Origin of the sequence: Vibrio sp. L85, from assembly GCF_963871815.1 — a bacterium.
Taxonomy (GTDB): domain Bacteria; phylum Pseudomonadota; class Gammaproteobacteria; order Enterobacterales; family Vibrionaceae; genus Vibrio; species Vibrio harveyi.
Map to the genome: position 1 here is coordinate 39,405 of NZ_CAWMYL010000168.1, position 20,294 is coordinate 59,698.

General features: G+C 45.2%; 19 protein-coding genes. 7 read left to right on the plus strand and 12 right to left on the minus strand.

Annotated elements, in window-relative coordinates:
• Positions 1-308: 308 nt before the first annotated feature.
• Positions 309-1,172, plus strand: coding sequence for an endonuclease/exonuclease/phosphatase family protein (locus AACR11_RS16315; RefSeq protein ID WP_005446894.1), 864 nt, complete (start codon positions 309-311; stop codon positions 1,170-1,172).
• A gap of 36 nt (positions 1,173-1,208) precedes the next feature.
• Here AACR11_RS16315 and AACR11_RS16320 read toward each other — a convergent pair whose 3' ends face one another.
• From AACR11_RS16320 to AACR11_RS16330, 3 genes are read right to left on the minus strand one after another with little or no spacing between them, the layout of a single operon-like run.
• The gene (locus tag AACR11_RS16320) at positions 1,209-1,649 is read right to left on the minus strand and encodes a YeeE/YedE family protein (protein WP_029789322.1); all 441 of its coding nucleotides are present in this window, start codon (positions 1,647-1,649) and stop codon (positions 1,209-1,211) included.
• A 14-nt stretch (positions 1,650-1,663) separates the two neighbouring features.
• Positions 1,664-2,065 (minus strand): YeeE/YedE family protein, encoded by a 402-nt coding sequence (locus AACR11_RS16325; protein ID WP_005446896.1) that lies wholly within the window; start codon positions 2,063-2,065, stop codon positions 1,664-1,666.
• 26 nt (positions 2,066-2,091) lie between these two features.
• Entirely contained in the window at positions 2,092-2,385 is a 294-nt protein-coding gene (locus AACR11_RS16330) for an ArsR/SmtB family transcription factor (RefSeq protein WP_029789320.1), read from the minus strand.
• 151 nt (positions 2,386-2,536) lie between these two features.
• Here AACR11_RS16330 and AACR11_RS16335 point away from each other — a divergent pair, with 151 nt between their 5' ends.
• Positions 2,537-4,240, plus strand: a complete 1,704-nt coding sequence (locus tag AACR11_RS16335; protein ID WP_029789319.1) for an FAD-dependent oxidoreductase — start codon at positions 2,537-2,539, stop codon at positions 4,238-4,240.
• Between the two features lie 61 nt (positions 4,241-4,301).
• On the opposite strand, the gene AACR11_RS16340 is transcribed toward AACR11_RS16335, so the two are convergent.
• The 5 genes from AACR11_RS16340 to AACR11_RS16360 all read right to left on the minus strand — a co-directional run bounded on the left by AACR11_RS16340 (position 4,302) and on the right by AACR11_RS16360 (position 9,292).
• On the minus strand, positions 4,302-4,520 hold the full coding sequence (locus AACR11_RS16340; RefSeq protein WP_029789318.1) for a DUF6500 family protein: 219 nt from the start codon (positions 4,518-4,520) through the stop codon (positions 4,302-4,304).
• Between the two features lie 100 nt (positions 4,521-4,620).
• Complete coding sequence (locus AACR11_RS16345) at positions 4,621-5,847, minus strand: carbohydrate porin (RefSeq protein WP_029789317.1); 1,227 nt, start codon at positions 5,845-5,847, stop codon at positions 4,621-4,623.
• A gap of 111 nt (positions 5,848-5,958) precedes the next feature.
• On the minus strand, positions 5,959-6,591 hold the full coding sequence (locus AACR11_RS16350) for a DUF3299 domain-containing protein (RefSeq protein ID WP_005446901.1): 633 nt from the start codon (positions 6,589-6,591) through the stop codon (positions 5,959-5,961).
• A gap of 78 nt (positions 6,592-6,669) precedes the next feature.
• Positions 6,670-8,001 carry a metal-dependent hydrolase family protein gene (locus AACR11_RS16355; protein ID WP_029789316.1) on the minus strand — a complete coding sequence of 444 codons (1,332 nt, stop codon included), beginning with the start codon at positions 7,999-8,001 and terminating at the stop codon, positions 6,670-6,672.
• A gap of 277 nt (positions 8,002-8,278) precedes the next feature.
• Positions 8,279-9,292 carry a helix-turn-helix transcriptional regulator gene (locus tag AACR11_RS16360; protein WP_029789315.1) on the minus strand — a complete coding sequence of 338 codons (1,014 nt, stop codon included), beginning with the start codon at positions 9,290-9,292 and terminating at the stop codon, positions 8,279-8,281.
• A 408-nt stretch (positions 9,293-9,700) separates the two neighbouring features.
• Here AACR11_RS16360 and uhpT point away from each other — a divergent pair, with 408 nt between their 5' ends.
• From uhpT to manA, 5 genes are all read left to right on the plus strand, one after another.
• On the plus strand, positions 9,701-11,098 hold the full coding sequence (uhpT, locus tag AACR11_RS16365; RefSeq protein ID WP_029789314.1) for a hexose-6-phosphate:phosphate antiporter: 1,398 nt from the start codon (positions 9,701-9,703) through the stop codon (positions 11,096-11,098).
• A 297-nt stretch (positions 11,099-11,395) separates the two neighbouring features.
• Entirely contained in the window at positions 11,396-12,004 is a 609-nt protein-coding gene (uhpA, locus tag AACR11_RS16370) for a transcriptional regulator UhpA (RefSeq protein ID WP_017819640.1), read from the plus strand.
• Positions 12,004-13,503: a signal transduction histidine-protein kinase/phosphatase UhpB gene (gene uhpB, locus AACR11_RS16375; RefSeq protein ID WP_005446911.1), complete on the plus strand. Its 1,500-nt coding sequence runs from the start codon at positions 12,004-12,006 to the stop codon at positions 13,501-13,503. The genes uhpA and uhpB overlap by 1 nt, the downstream gene beginning before the upstream one ends.
• A 5-nt stretch (positions 13,504-13,508) precedes the next feature.
• Positions 13,509-14,849 carry an MFS transporter gene (locus AACR11_RS16380; RefSeq protein WP_029789313.1) on the plus strand — a complete coding sequence of 447 codons (1,341 nt, stop codon included), beginning with the start codon at positions 13,509-13,511 and terminating at the stop codon, positions 14,847-14,849.
• Positions 14,850-14,967: 118 nt separating this feature from the next.
• The gene (gene manA, locus AACR11_RS16385) at positions 14,968-16,191 is read left to right on the plus strand and encodes a mannose-6-phosphate isomerase, class I (protein WP_029789312.1); all 1,224 of its coding nucleotides are present in this window, start codon (positions 14,968-14,970) and stop codon (positions 16,189-16,191) included.
• 70 nt (positions 16,192-16,261) lie between these two features.
• Here manA and AACR11_RS16390 read toward each other — a convergent pair whose 3' ends face one another.
• From AACR11_RS16390 to AACR11_RS16405, 4 genes are read right to left on the minus strand one after another with little or no spacing between them, the layout of a single operon-like run.
• Positions 16,262-16,918 carry a potassium channel family protein gene (locus tag AACR11_RS16390; protein WP_005446913.1) on the minus strand — a complete coding sequence of 219 codons (657 nt, stop codon included), beginning with the start codon at positions 16,916-16,918 and terminating at the stop codon, positions 16,262-16,264.
• The gene (locus AACR11_RS16395) at positions 16,915-18,036 is read right to left on the minus strand and encodes an AI-2E family transporter (protein WP_029789310.1); all 1,122 of its coding nucleotides are present in this window, start codon (positions 18,034-18,036) and stop codon (positions 16,915-16,917) included. The genes AACR11_RS16390 and AACR11_RS16395 overlap by 4 nt, the downstream gene beginning before the upstream one ends.
• A 29-nt stretch (positions 18,037-18,065) precedes the next feature.
• A complete protein-coding gene (locus tag AACR11_RS16400) occupies positions 18,066-19,079 on the minus strand; it encodes a DUF2955 domain-containing protein (RefSeq protein ID WP_029789309.1) in 1,014 nt (337 codons plus the stop codon).
• Positions 19,069-20,190 (minus strand): HlyD family secretion protein, encoded by a 1,122-nt coding sequence (locus AACR11_RS16405; protein WP_005446916.1) that lies wholly within the window; start codon positions 20,188-20,190, stop codon positions 19,069-19,071. Before AACR11_RS16405 ends, AACR11_RS16400 begins: the two co-directional genes overlap by 11 nt.
• Positions 20,191-20,294: the final 104 nt, after the last annotated feature.

A 20,294-nucleotide genomic window follows, 5' to 3' on the forward strand; every position in this document is an offset into this window, starting at 1 on the left:
TTTTTCTCCTTACCCCAGCATACTCACAGAGTTATCCACAAACACACTATATGGGGTTATTTTTTATTCTGCTGACACAATATATTGTGGCGTATTTAACGAGAAGCACCAATTGAAAACATTGATTTTGATCAATAAAAAATGGGTAGCGAACAAGAACAAATCGATCTTATTGGCGTTGATCTCACTTGCGAAGAAAACTGTGAAAATTGCAAAATTGGAGCGAAATCCACTTGCTTTTTTTCGAGGTCTTATAGGATAAAGGATGGAAAGGAATGCGCTAAATAATAGGAGTGGAACAGACCAAAATGCGATCACTTTTTGTTACGGTAATATTACTTTTTAGTTCTCTTTCATTTGCTCAAAATTCCGTCAAATTAACCAGCTGGAATATTGAATGGCTATCTATAGATGGTGGAAAAGTGTCTAGAACACCACAAGATTTTGAAAAACTGACCCACTATGTGGATAAAACACAAGTCGATATTCTCGCTTTTCAAGAAGTCGAAAGTGTCGCCGCAATCCAAAAAGCCGTTGGCAATGATTTCACTATTTATCTGTCCGATCGTTCAAACGCCTCCAACCGACACCTTCAGTTCAATGACACCAATCAATACACCGGTTTTGCGGTACGTAATGGTATGAGCGTGTTGGACAAACCAGACTTTTCTATCACACGAGGCAACAGCAAGCTCCGCTTCGCCAGCTACCTTGTCTTGAATCCAAACCAAGACAACGAGACTCACCTACTCTCTGTACATCTAAAAGCGGGGTGCAGTGGTGCGTATCGCAATAATCGCGATTGTAAGATCGTGAAACAACAAGGACAGGCACTAGCCAAATGGATAAAAGCGCGCGAGGACAACAAGCAACAATATGTGGTGCTTGGCGACTTTAACCACAATTTGGGTTATCGAGGAGATTGGTTATGGGACGTGCTATCGGACAGTACCAATGCAAAGCTAGTGACCAAAAATACCAAAGCGGAATGTAAAGTGCGTTCTAATCGTAATCCGAATAAAACCCACCAATTCCGCTCTGTGATCGATCACATCATAGTGAGTGGTGATTTAAAGGCGTCGTCAGGTGTTCAAACCGTTTTCAAAACACAAGATGTGCTCGACTATAAGCTGAGTGACCATTGCCCAGTTTCTACGACGCTCTCATTTTAACGTTGAAATACTCTTTTTAGCATTGAAATTCGCTCTTTACCGATTAACTATTGTTTTAGCGGTGAATGACCCAACCAACATTGCCGAAATAAATAGCAGAACTTGTGTGTTGCCAGTAAAAAGGCTGGCAACCGCAGGTCCAGGACACACACCCAGTAAGCCCCACCCAATACCAAACAGTGCTGCACCGCCAACTAACTTTTTGTCTATCGCTTTAGAAGTTGGACAGACAATCTCATCACCAAACACAGATTCGCTTCTTGGCTTTATTAATAAAAGATAAGCAGGAACGAACACCGCAAGTGCTCCGCCCATAACGAAGGCTAAGCTTGGGTCCCACGCGCCGGTAATATCGAGGAAGCCGATCACTTTTGCCGGATCAGCCATACCGGAAATCACCATACCAATACCGAAGAGCGCACCAGAAAATGCAACGATAGAAATTTGCTTAATGCTTTTCATTACCTGAGTTTTCATAACGACACTATTCCTTACGAGACTAGTAAGACGGTTAACATGGCTGTTGCCATAAAAGTACACGTTGCGACTACAGAACGGATAGAGAAACGCCCCATCCCACAAATGCCATGACCACTTGTGCAACCATTACCGATACGTGTACCGACCCCAACCAGTAAACCAGCAACGACAACCAAACCAAGAGAGCCGCTGTACTCAGTTGGTACATACCCGCCAAGAGCATAAACAGCAAACACACCGCCCAATGCCATCGCAATTAAGAAGACAATTCGCCAAACTCGGTCCGCATTCTCAACGGCACCATTTAAGATCCCGCTGATTCCAGCGGTCTTGCCATTGAAAAGCATCAATACTACCGCTGATGCGCCAACCATGACGCCGCCCAAAAGCGACATCCAAGGAACTTCAAACATAACAACCACCCGCATAAAGTTTTGAATTACTGCTTACAGAAAACTTGGTTAAACGCCTCGATCATCGGACCAACTCTTTCATCAGAAATCGAATAGAACACCTGCTGAGAAACCTTTCGAGCTTTGATGATGTCGTGTTTTCTCAATACGGTGAGGTGTTGTGAAAAGGCTGATTGGCTTAATGTTGAGCCTTCAAACAGTTCACCGACCCCTTTTTCGCCTTCAATAAGCTTGCACATCACGATTAAGCGCTCTGGATGAGCCATTATTTTAAGTAGCTCACTCGCTTCGGTCGCACTTTGTAGCATACTGTCGCCCATTCTTATGCCTCTTCATCAATACGTTAAGTTTTATTAGATATTACTAATTAATATTATTAAGTCAATGCTAATGTAGTTAAATTAACATTAGACACAGCTAAATTATTTAAGTAAGGTGTAGGCGTTTTCGATCATTCAGTAGGAGAAATCCATGAGCAAAATCGTGATTATTGGTGGTGTTGCTGGCGGTGCATCTGCAGCAGCACGCGCTCGTCGTCTTAGTGAAGACGCAGAAATCATTATGTTTGAACGCGGTCCATTTGTGTCATTTGCAAACTGTGGCTTGCCGTACCACATTGGTGGCGATATCCAAGAACGAAGCAAACTGCTTCTTCAAACGCCTGAAAGCTTTTTAGCGCGTTTCAATGTTGATGTTCGTGTGATGAACGAAGTGGCTTCAATTAACCGCCAAGATAAAACGGTTACGGTTAAGAACCTGCTTGATGGTTCAGAATACCAAGAGAGCTACGACTTTCTTCTACTCAGCCCTGGTGCAGGTCCAGTTGTGCCGCCTATTCCGGGTATTGATAACCCATTGACGCATTCGCTGCGTAATATCCCAGATATGGATCGCATCATTAAGACGATCGAAACCAACAAAGTGGAACACGCTACGGTCGTTGGTGGTGGTTTCATCGGTTTGGAAATGATGGAAGCCTTCCACCAGCTTGGCGTAAAAACCACATTGGTTGAAATGGCGGATCAAGTGATGACGCCCGTTGACCGAGAAATGGCTGGCTTTGCTCATGCAGAAATCCGAGAGAAAGGCATCGACCTGCGTTTAGGCGTTGCTCTATCTTCTGTTGAATATGTGGCGAACCAATCTGTTGCGAACATAGAAGCGGGTGAAGATGACGCACACCAACACCTTCAAGGAAAACTGACGCTGTCTCTAAACAATGGTGATCAGCTTGATACCGATATCCTGATCATGGCTATTGGTGTACGCCCTGAAACAAAACTCGCGCAAGAAGCCGGTCTTCAAATTGGTGCACTAGGCGGTATTTACACCAACGAATACATGCAGACCAGCGATCCTTCTATCTATGCCGTTGGTGATGCGGTTGAAGAGAAAGACTTTGTCACTGGCGAACAAACCCTTGTTCCGTTGGCAGGTCCGGCAAACCGTCAAGGTCGTATGGCTGCAGACAACATGCTTGGTCGCCAAGAAACTTACCAAGGTACGCAAGGCACGGCGATCTGCAAGATCTTTGATTTAGCCGTCGCTTCTACTGGTAAAAACGAGAAACAGCTAAAACGTGACAACATCACTTATGAAAAAGTGTATGTCCACACAGCCAGCCACGCGAGTTACTACCCTGGCGCAGAAACTGTGTCGTTCAAAATGTTGTTTGATCCAGCAACCGGAAAGATTTTAGGTGCGCAAGCAGTAGGTAAAGATGGCGTTGATAAACGTATCGACGTAATGGCAGTCGCTCAGCGTGCTGGTATGACAGTAGAACAACTACAACACCTTGAACTCACTTACGCGCCACCGTATGGTTCAGCGAAAGATGTGATTAACCAAGCGGCGTTCGTTGCGAACAACATCATTAAAGGTGACGCAACAGCGATTCATTTTGATGAAATCGACAACCTCTCAGAGGACCAAGTTCTGCTCGATGTTCGTAATCCGGGAGAATTGGAATCTGTCGGCTTCATTGATGGCGCAATCAATATTCCTGTCGACCAACTTCGCCAACGTATGAATGAACTGCCGAAAGACAAAGAGATCGTGATTTACTGTCAGGTCGGCTTGCGCGGTAACGTCGCTTATCGTCAACTGGTCAATTCAGGATTTAAAGCACGTAACCTACTTGGTGGTTACCGTACCTATAAGTTCGCAAGAGCTTAATCTCTGATTATAAATATCTAAGTTTAGGGCTGAAAAAAAGGGGCACATTATGTGCCCCTTTCTACATTTCAGATTCGACCAAATGAATTATCTTGGTCGCTTTTTCGAAGTGATCGAGTTGATGAATTTGAATCCACCAAGTCGCCGCTTCCATCAATAACTCAGGATTGTCATTCTTATTAGCGAAAAAGGCATAAAAGGACACGCCAACATTGTCGCCTTTCTGCTCTATTTTCTTCTTACACACCTGAATGATTTTGTCTCTTAACGCGATGTTCATTGCCTTTCCCTTTCTCTTTGCGACAGCAAAATTAGCCCAAAAAATAGAATAACTGTATTTATATACAGTTATTCTTAGTAAGGCAAATAAACATAATCATCTAGATGAATATTCTCGCACGAAGACCTAATACCCAAGTGCTGCTTTTGTTCGAAAATGCTGGGTCTTTGATGTATTGAATATCCGGTGTGATTTGGATGTAGTCGTTCAACTGCATGTTGTAGTAAAGCTCGGCAGTGAACTGTTCAGAGTCATCCACACCATAAGCGTGTTCTAGGTTATCGTTAACATGGCTCCAGTTAATGGCTAAGCCTAGGTTGTTGGTTGGTTTACCTAAACCAAAGTAACCAATCCCCACCGTTAGGGAGCGATCATAAAGTGCCACATCGCCTTCCGAGAAGCCACCACGAACAAATGGCATTAATTGCTCTGTAGCAAAGTAGCTTGCTGAAAAGTTAATACCCTGCCCGCTGTCCTTATTCGTCAGGTTATGTTGCGTGTCGCCATCCAAATGCCAAGCGGTTAAATGAACATTATCGGTATAGATTTGATCTTGTGATGCCGTCCAACCCAGTTCGAACGTCGTAAACAATTTATGATCGTTGAATAAGGTGTCGAAGCCATCAAATGGTTCATCTGAACGCCCTTTACCATCGGCCACACCTGCAACCATATAGAAGTTATCAGTCAGCATGTGGCCGACAGCTAAGCCGAGAATCCCATCATCCGGTAGACCAATGGAACCACCACCAGTACTGAGTGCAAGGTTACTGAATCCGGTCCACGGACTGGCTAAAGCGTATGTATCAACATAGTCAGTGGTATCTAAGAAACCCACCATGAACGAGGTTTTGCCACCATTGAGCTTTTGTTTCCAATATAGGTTAGTTAGGCGAGCACCTTGATCACTGTACGCAGGACCAATCATGCCTGCATAACCTAGCCCATTGCCGATGAAGCTAAACTCTTTTGGTGACAAATCACTATAAGCATGGCGGTGTTCGACTTTCCAAACCAATCCGCCCGTATTTCCAGACTCAAGACCAACCAGATTCCAGCTACCATAAAAGCGAGCAACACCAGCACTTGCGGTATCTTCACCGCCACTTTGCGGGTCAGACGCCGTTAAGCCAAGCGCTTGGTAATCCAAACCAAACGTTAAGTTATGATCTTCCGCTAGTGACTTTCGCCAAGTGCGTTTTTCACGAGCATTTTCAGCAATGGTATTATCAACCGTATCAGGGCTACCAAAGTTCGCCGCGTTAATCGATGACGCCATTACAAGTGAAAGAGCGATAAAACTAAGCTTTGGAACAGTTACTTTCATGTCTGGTTTCTCATTAAATTGATTTCTAGAAAAAGAGTTTAATGATTCAGCGTTTTGAAAATTGCCATTAAGCGACAGCTCACTGCTCTTTGTATTTTCGGTGGTGTACTCTTATCGATAAGGTCGAATTGAAACCTCGTCCATCTGGTAGATGGTTTCTACGTTCGAAGCTCCGTCGGAGTATGAAACATCCGCCTTAGTCTTTTTCACATGCAGATCCCCTTTCACCCAAATTGGCTCGTAAAGAGAAGTCAGTTTCAAACCTTTCGGATAATCGACCAAAACAATCTGATTTGCAGGTGGCGGTGGCGTATGGATGCAAGCGCCCATAGTTGGAACAAGGAAAAATTTTGTGACAACGTCATTGTTAAATTCTACTGGCGTTACAAAGCCAGGAATTTCATAAGTATCTTCAGTAAGTGTTGTGTTTGGCATTGATGCCAACATACGACGATGCTGAGTAATCTCTTCGCGCTTTTTGAACAACCATTCAATGTCTAAGTCGTCAGCTTTTAAGCTGTCTTCTAATTCCTTCATGGTTTGTTTCTGTTGCTCATTAAGATTTTGAGCATCACGGTATCTTGCAAGAGAACCAAGTTCAAAAAGTTGTTGGTCTGTGAGTTTTACAAATGGGTCTTCAATCTGAGGGACATCCACTGGCAACAATTGCTCCCAGCTTAATTGATCGGCGGATACATTTGATGAAGCCAGCAAAACTAAGCCAGCCAATAGGTACTTCTTCATACGTTCCCTTGAATAGTTCTTTGTCTTTTAGAGAAAAATTTGGGGACAATAGCGCCCCCAAATAGTCGAAAGAGTTTACTACAAGGTATTCTTGTGGATCTTGCCGTCTTTCATAATTACTTTGAATTTATCTTGGTAATCGTTAAGAATTGTGATGTCCTGCAGAGGATTCCCATCCACCAGCACTACATCAGCGTAAGCGCCCGGCTCTACAACGCCGAGTTTTCCGTATTTATATGGATTCATGCCGCCCGACCAGCTTAGTACTTCTGCGGCATTCGATGTGCCCATCTTCATGATCTCATATGGTGTAAAACCGACTTTCTCCATCCAAACCATGTTGTCTGCTTGGCGCGTATTGTATGCAGGGCCAAACATATCGCCACCAGTAACAATCAACAGGTCATATTTACGCGCCCATTCAAACATTTGCTTCGCGCCTTCGTTTACTTTGGTCGCTTTGGCTTTTTGATCCGGGCTGAAGAAGGTGATCTTTTCAGGTTCAGCAAAGGCTTCAAGAGACATCACCGCTTGTGCAGAAAGTGCCACACCCTTTTCTTTCATTCGCTTAATGGTTTCTTCGGAAATTAAGAAGTTATGCTCAATCACTTTTACGCCAGCATCAATGGCACGGTTAACCGAACGATCATGATAAGCATGCGCCATAACGTAGGTACCGTAATCTTCTGCTACGCCAACAATCGCTTCCATCTCTTGTTTAGAGAATTGCGTCATGTGAATTGGATCGAACTCACTCGCAACACCACCGCCGGCCATTATTTTAATCTGCGTCGCGCCCGAACGTAGGTTCTGACGTGCAGCACGACGAGCTTCTGTTTCGCCATCGACGATATAGCCAAAGCCGTGGAGTTCAAGATCGTCAACGCGTCCTGGAACATCGTTAAAGCTACCAGTATCCGCGTGACCACCAGTTTGACTCAAGAAGCCCCCCGCAGGGAACAATCGCGGTCCCTCAAGCAAACCATTGTTGATCGCTTTTGCGATACCAAGAATATTACAGCCTGCATCACGAGCCGTCGTAAAGCCTTGGTCGAGATACTGCATCATGGAAACATGAGCACGAGCCCCCATCGCCATTTGATCATAACCATCTCTACCAACCAACATGCCTTCTTGAATACACATGTGGGAATGCATGTCGATTAAGCCAGGGATCATGGTTAAGCCTTCGCCATTAATTGTCGTTGTTTGCTTATCAGCTTTAATTGGTTTCGGTGAGATTTCCTTAATCATGTTATCCACGATTAAGACATTCTGGTTTTGAAGTAGCTTTTCATCGGTGCCATTGAAAACATCAACGTTAGTAAACAGTGTCGATGCTGCATTCGCGTTTAAGGCAAATGCACAAGATAGCGCAACAAAAGAAAGGTTCTTCTTAGAAATTGTCATTATTACACCTACGTTTTTTGGATAGTTGGGGGCCATTTCCTATAACTTCCCTGTCAGAACAGCGGTGTTATGAGGGCATCTATTTCTGTGATCACCAAAAACGACTGATCAGGCAAAAAACATATGAAACAGACGGCTTACGTTAAAAACATAGAAGTCATCATGACGACTTTCAAGGCGGTTTAATTGCCTTTACACGACAACATGCGGATATTGTGAAAGAAATGCGAGTTGAGACAAAAACCTCCGATTATTCAGAGGCTTTATGTGTTACGTTTCATTTGACGGAGGGGCACAACAAAGACTGACGATACGCTTTAGGCGTGAGATTCATCATTCGCTTAAACGCGCGGGTGAAGTGAGCAGAATCTGAATAGCCTGTTTTGAGTGCAATGTGCGTAATACTGAGGTCTCGGTCCGCTAACAGTTCCAACGTTTGTTTAAGTACTAACCCTTCGATCACTTCTCGATAAGTTGTGTTCTCGCTCGCCAACCGCCTTTGTATGGTGCGAGCGTTCATGTCAATCAACTCGCCAGCAAACTGGATAGAGATCTTTCCCATCGAGAGATAAGGCGTCAGCGCCCTTGCTAATGCATCACTAAACTTATCATTCTCACCACGAAAACTCGTGTTTGGCGCCGTTTGAGATGGCGTGAAAGCAATCGGCTGGTTAATCCATTCGTTCGGAATCGAGATAGCAGTAACCGGTCTTCTAGTAAAGAACTGGGCACTTTTCATCCCAGGTAATAGATTGAATGGCTCGGCTTCTATGTCTTGAATCCCGACCTCCGCCAATCGCCACTGTGAACCCACAAGCTTTTTGAGTAGTTCATTCATAAACATGGCGGAGAACATTTCCGCGTAACGAAACCATTCTCTCTTTGCGTCTTGTTTTTCTCTGACGAGCCACCATTTACCGCCACGCGATACGACCGAAAGACTGACATTATCTGAGATCTGTTTTAGCAGTTGGGAGACTTCTTCCAATGCCGCTTTAAGTGAGTGCGTTTGGGTAATTTGATTGGCAAACCTAGGAACGTAGATATCGTGACAAAGCGTCCAAGTAAGCAAGGCAAACTTCTCGGGCGATGCTCTTTCACCTAAGGTCTGAAATACCGACTTTAATGCACTTTCTGGCACAAACGCATTAGAGGATTGGCTGGATAAGATATCCTGTGGCATACGTGCGGTTTCAAGTAATGAATGAATATCACCATCAAGCTCATTGAGCATCGTGGCAAAAAGCTTTACTTCTTCCGAGTGGACCAAAGGAATATCTGTATTGGGCATACAAGCTAACATCTTAAAATACCAAGGATTATTTTAGTTTAAGCACAAACTTCCGGGCTGTCATTAGTCACAATCCAAGTGCAATTTGATAATGAGAGACGACTCACTCTGAACAGAAGAGCCAACGCACATTGGCATTCAACATAGACCATTGCCTGTTCAAGAACTTGCCAATTCACGCCACAGATACGGTCTATTCACTTTTAAAGCACTATTTAAAGCGCTATTTATACTTCTATGAATGTGATGATTTTCACGCTTTCTTAATCAGCAATCGTTTTCTAGGAATTTTTCCTAGTCGATCTAAGCCCTCCTCTCATGTAGTTAAAAAGCGGACTCTCTACAATCGCCAGCAGTTAAAAGAAAGCGAGCACGCAAGTGCATCACACTAATACAAGAGAGTTCACGATGTTAAAATTCCTTGAACAAGTCCGGAAGCCTACCCTAGACCTTCCAGTCGAAGCGCGTAGAAAAATGTGGTTCAAACCATTTATCCAATCTTACCTAGTGGTATTTATTGGCTATTTGACGATGTACCTGATCCGTAAAAACTTCAACGTCGCACAAAACGACATGATTTCTACTTACGGTTTGTCGATGACAGATCTAGGTTTGATTGGTCTCGGTTTCTCGATTACTTATGGTATCGGTAAGACCGTGGTTTCCTACTATGCCGATGGTAAAAACACCAAGCAGTTCCTTCCTTTCATGCTTATCCTTTCTGGTCTGGCAATGCTTGGTTTCAGTTTCAGCATGGGCGGTGGCAGCGCAAGCTTGTTCTTGATGGTGGCGTTCTACGCACTAAGTGGTTTCTTCCAAAGTACTGGTGGTCCTTCTAGTTACTCGACCATTACTAAGTGGACACCGCGTAACAAGCGTGGTTCTTACCTAGGTCTTTGGAACATGTCTCACAACGTAGGTGGTGCGGGTGCTGCTGGTGTAGCTCTGTTTGGTGCAAACTACTTGTTCGACGGTCACGTAATCGGCATGTTCGTGTTCCCTTCTATCATTGCGCTCATCGTTGGTTTCATCGGTATGCGCTATGGTAACGACTCTCCGGAAGCCTACGGTCTAGGTAAAGTAGAAGAGCTATTTGATGAAGTAGTCAGCGAAGAAGACGAAGCGGCTGAAGGCAATCAAATGACTAAGAAAGAGATCTTTGTTGAATACGTTCTGAAAAACAAAGTGATCTGGCTACTGTGCTTCGCAAACATCTTCCTTTACATCGTGCGTATCGGTATCGACCAATGGTCAACGGTTTACGCATACCAAGAACTTGGTCTATCAAAAGAAGCAGCAATCTCTGGCTTCACCCTATTCGAAGTGGGTGCGTTAGTCGGCACATTGATGTGGGGTTACTTATCTGACCTTGCGAATGGTCGCCGTGCGCTAGTGGCTTGTGTTTCTTTGGGTTTGATCATCGTATCACTTGAGTTCTACCAACACGCAACCAGTGAGTTCATGTACCTAGCGTCACTATTTGTTCTTGGCTTCCTTGTGTTTGGTCCTCAACTACTTATCGGTGTTGCTGCGGTTGGCTTTGTTCCTAAGAAAGCAATCAGTGTGGCAGACGGCGTAAAAGGCACATTCGCTTACCTAATTGGTGACAGCTTCGCGAAATTGGGTCTAGGTATGATTGCAGACGGTACACCAATCTTTGGTCTTACGGGTTGGAAAGGCACGTTCGCTGCCCTAGATACCTCAGCAATGATTTGTATTGTTTTGCTTGCTTTCGTTGCTATCGCAGAAGAGAAAAAGATTCGTCAAAACAAGAAGAAGCTTGAACTCGCAGAAAACCAAGCTTAATCAAACAGCGCGCTTTGTTAGTCAAAGCGCGCTAGATCATTAAATAAACTTGGTCAATTTAGTATCATAGTAAGTTTTTATTGAGCTTAGATACCAATCAAAACAAATAGGTGTTTATTCTTGCTGGCTAAAATCACTTATAGCTTTGTTGGAAATTTTGTAGTTAGAGCAACTAGCTAACGGCAATCTCCGCCTCGCTCTAAGCGATTTTTTCTGCACAATTTTCTAAACACTTATTTATCCCGATTGGTATTGAGCTCATTTTCGTTTGTGTATTGCTGAAGTTTGGTATTTAAGATGATTAACGTAGCGCTTGTTGATGACCATGTCATTGTTCGTTCTGGATTTGCTCAGTTGTTGAGCCTTGAGCCAGACATGAATGTTGTAGGTGAATTTAGCTCGGTAGCAGAAGCTCGAGTGGGATTACCTGCGTGCAAGCCAAATGTAGTTATCCTAGATATCTCAATGGCAGACGAAAGTGGGCTTACCCTACTCTCCGAAATCCCTTCAGGCATTGCTTGTGTCATGCTTAGCGTGCACGACTCTCCCGCAATGGTTGAAAAGTCTCTCAAACTCGGCGCCAAAGGTTACCTAAGTAAACGTTGTAGTCCTGATGAGTTGATTCAAGCCGTACGAACCAGTGCTTTGGGCGGTTGTTATTTAACGCCGGATATTGCATTGAAGCTCGCCACACCAAGTGACAAAGCGGCAACGCTGACTCAACTGACTCGCCGAGAAAACGAAGTGTGCCAATTATTGGCTCGTGGTTTAGATGTGAAATCAATCGCCACTGAGCTTGGCTTAAGCCATAAAACCGTTCACGTTCACCGTGCAAACGCCATGGATAAGCTTGGCGTAAAGAACAACGTTGAACTCGCCAAACTGTTCTCGCAAGAGTCGTTTTAATGCGTAGCTACACCATCACCTCCATTTGCGGTTTATTCATGACAGGATGCTCGTGGTTCTGTCTGTGGGTGATCGCTTATTACTTTGTGAACGATGCGGAGCTCGCGATCTTGTTGTTCCCCTTTGCGTTGCGTTTGGGGCTAACACTGCACACGCGTACAAAGTATTGGGCAACGATTTATCTCGCCGAATGGGGATTGACCGTTGCTCTTGCTCTACTTCTTGAACAGCCGCAATGGCTAATGGTGTTGGTTGCCAGCTTCCTGAGCATGCCGGTTGTTTACCTTGCTAAGCGTTATTACAAAGGCGATCAGAACCAGCATTTAGCGGTTATGGCGGTCGTGTTACTCGTGACGTCTTGCATTAACGTACTTGCGGTTGGTTATCACGTTCAATCTGTCTACATGGCATGGTTGGCGAGCATTGCGGGCGGTTTGTTGGTTCTGCCAATGTGTTACTTGCTTTGGAACTACCTTTTCCAAAGCCCTTGGTCGCCGTTGACCTCGAACTTACTGGCAAACGAAGTTCAATTCAAAGTTCGTCATATTCTGCTTTATAGCGTGCTGTTGATCGCCAGCATTTTGGTTCAAACCAGTTTGCCAGATGAGCTAAAACGCTTCGCGCCTTTTTGCATGGCAATCCCAATCATTGTGCTTGCGCTACGCTACGGCTGGCAAGGTGCACTGCTTGCGACCATGTTAAATAGTATCGCGCTGATTGCTGCGCGAAGCGGTGTTTCGAATCTGGAAATCACGGACCTTCTGTTGTCCCTTTCGGCACAAACCTTAACTGGCATCATGCTCGGTTTAGCGGTGCAGAAACAAAAAGATCTTAACCAAAAGCTTCGTGGCGAATTATCGAGAAACCAAACCTTGTCTCGACAGCTCATCCAAGCGGAAGAGTCGGTGCGTCGCGACGTGGCAAGAGAACTGCACGATGAAATTGGTCAGAACATCACAGCGATCCGTACCCAAGCGAGCATCATTAAGCGGGTCGATAACGCTGAAATGAACACACGCTGTGCCGATATGATCGAGAACCTATCACTCAATGTCTATGACACCACCAAACATCTGCTGAGCAAACTGCGTCCGAAGATGCTCGATGATTTGGACTTAAAAGACTCCGTTCACCAGTTAACCCGTGAAATGGAGTTCGACAATCATGGCACTCGCGTTGTGCTTGATTGGCAAGGTGACTATGAATCTTTGGGCGACACGCTAAAAGTCACCCTATTCCGTTTATGCCAAGAAGCATTAAACAACGCAGCTAAATACGCGAATGCGACGTCTATCGTTATCGAGCTCTCTATTAAGGAGAACATTTCGTTGAACATCGCTGACAACGGCATTGGTTTCAAAACCGAAGACTGCATGAAAGGTATGGGCGTTCGCGGCATGCAAGAACGTGTACAAGCGCTTGGCGGCAAAATGTATATCTACTCTTTGAACGATCATGTGGATGGCACGCAAATCGCCATCACATTACCTAAGGCGTAACGAGCATGTTTGGATTATTTCAGTCTCCGAGCTATAACCAAGCTCCCCTTAGCAAAGACCAAGTGGACGAACGCTACGGCTATTGGCGTCTACACATCATGCTGGGTATGTATCTTGGTTATGCCGGCTTTTACTTCACTCGTAAAACGTTTAACTACGCTGCTCCCGCGATGATTGCTGATTTAGGTTTAGATAAAGCCGACATCGGTATGATTGGTACGCTTTTTTACATCACCTATGGTTTATCGAAGTTTATCTCGGGCACCATATCTGACCGTTCTAACCCTCGCTTTTTCATGGGTGTCGGTTTAATCGCGACGGGCCTTATCAATATCGCGTTTGGCTTCTCTAGCTCTTTGGTTGCACTCGCTGCTCTTTGGGTGATGAACGCTTGGTTCCAAGGTTGGGGCTGGCCTTCGTGCTCTAAGTTACTTACGACGTGGTATTCGCGCTCAGAACGTGGTTTCTTGTGGGCAATTTGGAACACCGCCCATAACGTAGGCGGCGCTTTAATTCCCCTACTCGTTGGATTTCTTACATTCCATTACAGCTGGCGAGAAGGCTTTATCGTACCGGGCGTTATCGGCGTCATTCTTGGTGTCATTGTTTGTTGGCGCTTACGCGATAAACCGACCACTCAAGGACTGCCAACGGTTGGTCAATGGCGTGATGACAAGTTAGAACTGGCGCAAGAAAATCACGGGCAAGGTCTGAGTTATAAAGAAATCCTCAAACAATACGTGTTCAACAACAAGTACATTTGGTTGCTCGCATTTAGCTATGTACTGGTTTACATCGTGCGCACCGCCATCAATGACTGGGGGAATTTGTACCTGACAGAGCAACACCACTACAGTCTAATCAATGCCAACGCAGCATTGTCGATGTTTGAAATCGGTGGCTTTGTTGGTTCTCTAGTGGCTGGTTGGGGATCGGATAAACTGTTCGGTGGTAACCGAGGTCCAATGAACCTCTTGTTTGCCGCAGGTATATTCTTATCTGTCGCTGCGTTGTGGTTGATGCCGTTAACCAACTTCGCATTCCAAGCTGCTGGGCTATTCTCGATTGGTTTCTTCGTATTTGGTCCACAAATGTTGATTGGAATGGCAGCAGCGGAATGTTCACACAAAGATTCCGCTGGTGCTGCAACGGGCTTTGTTGGTTTGTTTGCTTACATGGGTGCCGCACTTTCTGGCTACCCATTAGCATTGATTCTTGAAGAATACAGCTGGACTGGATTCTTTATCACCATCTCGGTATGCGCAGCCGTTATTGGCTTGCTGTTGTTACCGTTCTTACAGGCTCAACCTTCAAGAAAGCCGCTCGCTCCCAAACTTAGGTTGTAGACACCTGATTGTAGAAGCGACTTCTACACCTCTTAGGGTGAGTTAACCGCTCACCCGCCCAATCTCCACTATTTTTTGCTTCCGATTCAGTTCGGAGGGTTTTCTACGGGTAAAATTCATGAATTCGAATACTATTTCATCAAAATGCTTCTTCAAAATGGACAATAAGATCCAAAACTACGACTGGGGAAGCCGCACGGCTATCCACGATTTATTTGGCTTTGCTAACGAAGCTCAACAACCTCAAGCCGAGGTTTGGATGGGTACGCATCCGAATGGTTGCTCTATCGTTAAACAAGGAAGTACTGCCGCTTCGAGTACAATGGTTTCATTATCAGAATTGATCAAACAAGATCCGTCAGCGTTTCTATCGCAAAGCACGGCAGACGCCTTTGGTGACCTACCTTTCCTCTTCAAGATTCTTGCGGCGGATAAAGCATTATCTATTCAAGTGCACCCAAATAAGCAAGATGCGGAGATCGGTTATGCAAAAGAACAAGAGTTAGCTGTACCGCTGAGTGCATTCAATCGGAATTACAAAGATGCCAACCATAAGCCAGAACTGGTTTACGCCCTAACGGAATATCAAGCAATGAACGGCTTTCGTCCGTTTGATGAAATCATCGCTGAGTTCCGCCTGTGTGACATTCCTGAAATCAACGGCTACCTAGAACAGTTTGAGCTCAATCCCAACCAAGAAGGGTTGTGTCAGTTCTTCGTAGAGATTCTTTCCATGGAAGAAGCACGCAAGGTTAACGCAGTGGATCACTTATTAAGTTACGCAGCAGCCAACCAAGTACGCCCTGTGTGCGAATTGATTTTAGACCTTGCTGCTCAGTACCCGAATGACGTGGGTTTGTTTGCCCCTTTACTGCTGAATGTTATTACGCTTAAACCCGGTGAAGCCATGTTCTTAAGCGCAAGAACACCTCATGCTTACATTAAAGGCACCGGTCTGGAAATCATGGCGAACTCAGACAACGTACTTCGCGCTGGTTTAACACCAAAACACATGGATGTGGAAGAACTGGTTAAGTGTACCGACTTTATTCCAAAACCGATGAACACGCTTCTAACCAAAGCAGAAATCAAAGGGTGTGAGCATTACTTCCCTGTTCCTGTACAAGACTTCAAATTCTCTGTCTTCCAAGAGCCAAAAGATCAACAAGTTGAGATGAGTAGTGCGGAAATCTTAATGCCGATCGATGCAGACGTAACGCTTCTTGCAAAAAGCGGCGAAACCTTAGTGCTTGGTAAAGGGCAATCGGCTTTCATTCCTGCTTATGTGGGTAGCTATACAATCCGTTGTGAAGGTCGCGTTGCTCGTGCATTTAATGGCTAAGTACATTTTCTCTTAAAACAAAAATGGCGGAGACTTTTCACCTCCGCCATTCAGACCATTCATTTGTTTGCTAACTCTGTGCTTGAGCCAAACGAATACTCACCAGACTTGCCACCATGATGGCTAAGTAAAAGCTCCCGACTATCGCTTCAAAGAAAACGAAGAACTGAGCCACTGGAACCGTTGGTGAAATGTCACCATAGCCCACTGTCGTTAATGTGATAAAGCTAAAGTACAAAGCATTAAACAAGTTCGACAGCCAAGGTTTTGCTTCTAATCCAGTGAAAGAGCTTGGGAAAAACTCCAACACCAACAAGTAAATCACCGCCCACGCAAGCCCCAGTAGCAGATAGATACAAATCGAACCGATGATGTGGTTTGTCGTGACCGACTTGGTCAAAACCACCTGCTTTAGCGCCGAGTATATATGTGAAAACAAGAACACCAATAACGCACCTAGCGTCAAAATGGACAGATCTAAATGCTCTAAAAACGACATACCATAGGAGATGACGGCCACAATCAGTAACACACCATACCATGTACGATTGGATTTGTTCTTCTTGTTGATGCCTGCAATCGAAGCGCCTAGCGTCACCACCAAAAGAGCAAGAACAAATTCCTGCCCATCTGGATAAAACTGATGCATCACGGCACAGCCAAAAAATAACGCAATGAGTGCGAAAAACAAAAAGTAAAAGTTATCTTCCCTGGTCATCGGTTTCATGATGCCACCTCTGCTTTGTCTTCCTCCTTCGCTTTTTGGTCCATGCTCAGTGCTTTGTTTGCTTCAGTGTCATCTTCATCTAACCAGTTCACCATCAACTGGTAAGTCAGGCTCAATACCACAGCACCAACAAACAGACCTACGATACCAGACATTGCCATACCACCCAGTGCACCCAACAGTGTCACAAGCATCGGTGTGTCAGAACCACGGCTTAGAAGTACTGGTTTCAGTACCGCATCACTCGCGCTCACCAAAATACACCAGACTAGGAAGATGCCAGCAACCAGTGTCGATTCGACGCTAAACACGTAAATAATCGCAGGAATCAATGCCAGAATCGGAGGCAACTGAACAATCGCAATCAGAATCACAGCAACCATCCAAAGCGCAGCAGCAGGAACGCCAACTGCGACCATACCAACACCCGCCATGACAGATTGAATCAGTGCAACGCCAATCACACCTTGAACGACACTGCGAACGGTCGATTTTGAAAGATCAATCAACGCTTCGCCATTCTTGTTGGTAAGGCGGTCAGCCAGCTTGGTAAAACCTTTCTGGCAAACTTCAGCATTGCTCATGAACGCACCAGCAATCATGGTCGAAATAATGAACTGGATGAAACCACCACTTACCGAGCCAACAATAGATGCGGCTTGAGAAAGGAAGCCTTTCACTTGCTCGCCATACTTAACTAAGAAGCCCTCCATGTTGGTCGATGCGTAGTTAATCGCAACGAACAACTTGTCACCCACGACAGGGATCTCTTTTAAGCTTTCTTGTGGCTTAGGTACGACTAAGGTGCCATCTTGTAACCCTGTGACGACCTCGGTACCACTGGTATATAGACCGGATGAGAGCGCGATAAGTGGGATTAAAAGTAACAGCACACCGATAGTACTGAGGAGCGCACTCGCCTTACCTTTTGAGATACCTAACCGATTGTGAAGGGACATCATGACTGGGTAGAGCGCGATGGCAATAATACCGCCCCACACGACCAACATAATGAATGGACTGAGGATAGAGAAACACCACCAGATCAGTAACGCTACGGCTCCGATCTTGATAGCGGCGTCTATCGCCTGTTTAGAGAAATCATTTGAAGCTTTCATAGCGTTACCTTTTCACTGTCTGTTAAGTGTTATGTTTGCAAAAACTTCCATTGTCGGGTTTCCAAAAAGAGTGATGCGAGGATCATGTACGTCCCGACCAACACCAATTGGAAGATTCGGATAAATGTATTGCTGTCGATATCTCCGGAGCTCATTAGCGTGCTGCCGATCAAGACAAGCAAGGTACTGAACGCCGTGGCGAATATCGGTGCCTTCTCTGGCACGGTGTAAATCTTCTTCCCTATCAATACCGCCAATAACGCAATAAAGGCGGTGTAAAAGAATATGCTTGGCACAATGGCGAGAATCGAGAATGCCAAGATGGCAAGTATCCCGCCGATACCGTTACTGATGATTAAGAACGCGCTTAATTTGACTGACTTCTCTGACGTAATCATCAAAGACAGCAACGCGACAAACATCATGGTGAGCAGCGCTTCTGAAATCTGAAAGACAAAGAAGAAGCACACCACAGGAAACGAAATCAACATGGCTCGAAATGACGCATGCCAACGTTGTTCTTTACCAATTGGTGGAGCCGCATACCCCGCGAACTCACTGTCTGGCTCTGGTAGAAAAATATGAACCAGAGCAAAAATCGCCACCGATACCGCACCGGAAATTGCCAAGCCACTCGCGAGCACAATAGAAATTGCTGGGTTATTTATTGCCATAAACGGCAACATCAACACCGCAATCAACAAAATGGTCGCGAACAGATTCCATTTGGGGTCAGTAAACAAGTAGTAACCCCATGCCATCATCAAACCGACGGCAATCAGTAGAACAATTGGGTACTGAGTAATGCCTCCTGAAAGAAGCAGTCCCAATCCCATGGTGGCAATCAATGCCAGCAGCAACTCGTAAATCGTTTCTCTATGAAGGTTTGGCTTATCGACCAAGAACTTCGCGGTAAATACCGGCGCGACAAACGCCAGTTGCCAATTAATCCAAGCAGCGAGAAACACCCCCAGACCTACACCAATGGTGAAGCGCAGAATCCGGCGTTGAGTTGCGTTATCAATGCTCAGATTATCGGACATAAGACAGTACGCTCAGTAGACGAATCCAAAGTTTGCCGAGGGTGTTGAACACGAAGTTGTCACCGCTGTAAACAATCACGTCTGCTTGCCCGCCAACACGTAGCATTCCTGTTACCTCTTCACGATCAAACTCGATAGCGATTGGTAACATTTGCGTTTGGCGTAACCAGCCTGTCTGTTGGTTGGCTTGCGCGAGCTTGCCCGCTTGTTGGTTTTGTCCCCAATCGACACCCCAGTCGATGCTGCTGACTTTGCCTTTGATGACTTTACCAGGAACAAAATCGAGGGCGATTTCTACTTCGTCACCAATGCTAACGTTGCCTAAGCTGTTTTCACGGAAGTACGCTTCAATCCAAATGTCTTCTGTCGACACAAACGTCATGATTGGCTGACCGGCTGAAGCGTAGAAGCCTTCGGTCAAACTGAAGTTCGAAACACCACCTTGAGTTGGCGCACGAATCACAGTACGTTCTAAGTTCAGTTGAGCTTGCTCTAGTGCCAGCAATGCTGCTTTGACTTGGCTGTTTTCTTCACCTTCTGCGCCAAGTTGTTGTTTCGCTTTTTCAAGATCCGCTTCTGCATTTACTACGTTTGCTCTCGCCGTTGCCAATGATGCTCTGGCTTTGTCTGCATCCGATTTAGAAACCACACCTTTCTCTGCCATAGCAAGTACACGGTTGGCTTGCGCTTCTGTGTTTTGGCGCTCAACAATCGCAGACGTTAACCTTGCTTGAGCCGAAGCGATTGATGCGGTTTGTGCACCGACGTTTTGCCCAGCAATTTCAAGATTCTCTTCGGCTTGCTTTACCGCGATTTCATAGTCAGATTTATCGAGAACGGCGAGCTCATCGCCTTCTTCAACAAGTTGGTTCGGACGAACATTAATATTGAGGACATTGCCAGAAACCTGGGGCTTTATTGGCACGATATAACCTTTAACACGCGCATTGTCGGTCACTGGAATGATGCGATCTGACACAATGCTGAAGCCGAGCATGACAACAATAAATAAAAGCAGATAGTTGGTGACCGTCTTTACTTTGTCTTTTTTATTCGTCTCTTTGTTTTCCGCCACTTCCGTTGGCTGTTTCTCGTTTTCGTTCTCGGACATGTTATCCCCTTGCCATTGAATAGATTGAACATTTTAAGAATATACCGTCCTGTCCAACCTGCCATTAATTGAAGAATAAATAGCGAGCTATATCAAAAACCGTG

Excerpts from the sequence above, each read along its gene's own strand:
- AACR11_RS16350 (WP_005446901.1), bottom strand. The coding sequence starts at position 6,591 with ATGAAGAAGTACCTATTGGCTGGCTTAGTTTTGCTGGCTTCATCAAAT.
- AACR11_RS16340 (WP_029789318.1), bottom strand. The coding sequence starts at position 4,520 with ATGAACATCGCGTTAAGAGACAAAATCATTCAGGTGTGTAAGAAGAAA.
- AACR11_RS16335 (WP_029789319.1), top strand. The coding sequence starts at position 2,537 with ATGAGCAAAATCGTGATTATTGGTGGTGTTGCTGGCGGTGCATCTGCA.
- AACR11_RS16325 (WP_005446896.1), bottom strand. The coding sequence starts at position 2,065 with ATGTTTGAAGTTCCTTGGATGTCGCTTTTGGGCGGCGTCATGGTTGGC.
- AACR11_RS16395 (WP_029789310.1), bottom strand. The coding sequence starts at position 18,036 with ATGAAAGCTTCAAATGATTTCTCTAAACAGGCGATAGACGCCGCTATC.
- AACR11_RS16315 (WP_005446894.1), top strand. The coding sequence starts at position 309 with ATGCGATCACTTTTTGTTACGGTAATATTACTTTTTAGTTCTCTTTCA.
- AACR11_RS16355 (WP_029789316.1), bottom strand. The coding sequence starts at position 8,001 with ATGACAATTTCTAAGAAGAACCTTTCTTTTGTTGCGCTATCTTGTGCA.
- AACR11_RS16390 (WP_005446913.1), bottom strand. The coding sequence starts at position 16,918 with ATGAAACCGATGACCAGGGAAGATAACTTTTACTTTTTGTTTTTCGCA.
- manA (WP_029789312.1), top strand. The coding sequence starts at position 14,968 with ATGAATTCGAATACTATTTCATCAAAATGCTTCTTCAAAATGGACAAT.
- AACR11_RS16345 (WP_029789317.1), bottom strand. The coding sequence starts at position 5,847 with ATGAAAGTAACTGTTCCAAAGCTTAGTTTTATCGCTCTTTCACTTGTA.
- AACR11_RS16330 (WP_029789320.1), bottom strand. The coding sequence starts at position 2,385 with ATGGGCGACAGTATGCTACAAAGTGCGACCGAAGCGAGTGAGCTACTT.
- AACR11_RS16320 (WP_029789322.1), bottom strand. The coding sequence starts at position 1,649 with ATGAAAACTCAGGTAATGAAAAGCATTAAGCAAATTTCTATCGTTGCA.
- AACR11_RS16400 (WP_029789309.1), bottom strand. The coding sequence starts at position 19,079 with ATGTCCGATAATCTGAGCATTGATAACGCAACTCAACGCCGGATTCTG.
- AACR11_RS16360 (WP_029789315.1), bottom strand. The coding sequence starts at position 9,292 with ATGCCCAATACAGATATTCCTTTGGTCCACTCGGAAGAAGTAAAGCTT.
- AACR11_RS16405 (WP_005446916.1), bottom strand. The coding sequence starts at position 20,190 with ATGTCCGAGAACGAAAACGAGAAACAGCCAACGGAAGTGGCGGAAAAC.
- uhpT (WP_029789314.1), top strand. The coding sequence starts at position 9,701 with ATGTTAAAATTCCTTGAACAAGTCCGGAAGCCTACCCTAGACCTTCCA.
- AACR11_RS16380 (WP_029789313.1), top strand. The coding sequence starts at position 13,509 with ATGTTTGGATTATTTCAGTCTCCGAGCTATAACCAAGCTCCCCTTAGC.
- uhpB (WP_005446911.1), top strand. The coding sequence starts at position 12,004 with ATGCGTAGCTACACCATCACCTCCATTTGCGGTTTATTCATGACAGGA.
- uhpA (WP_017819640.1), top strand. The coding sequence starts at position 11,396 with ATGATTAACGTAGCGCTTGTTGATGACCATGTCATTGTTCGTTCTGGA.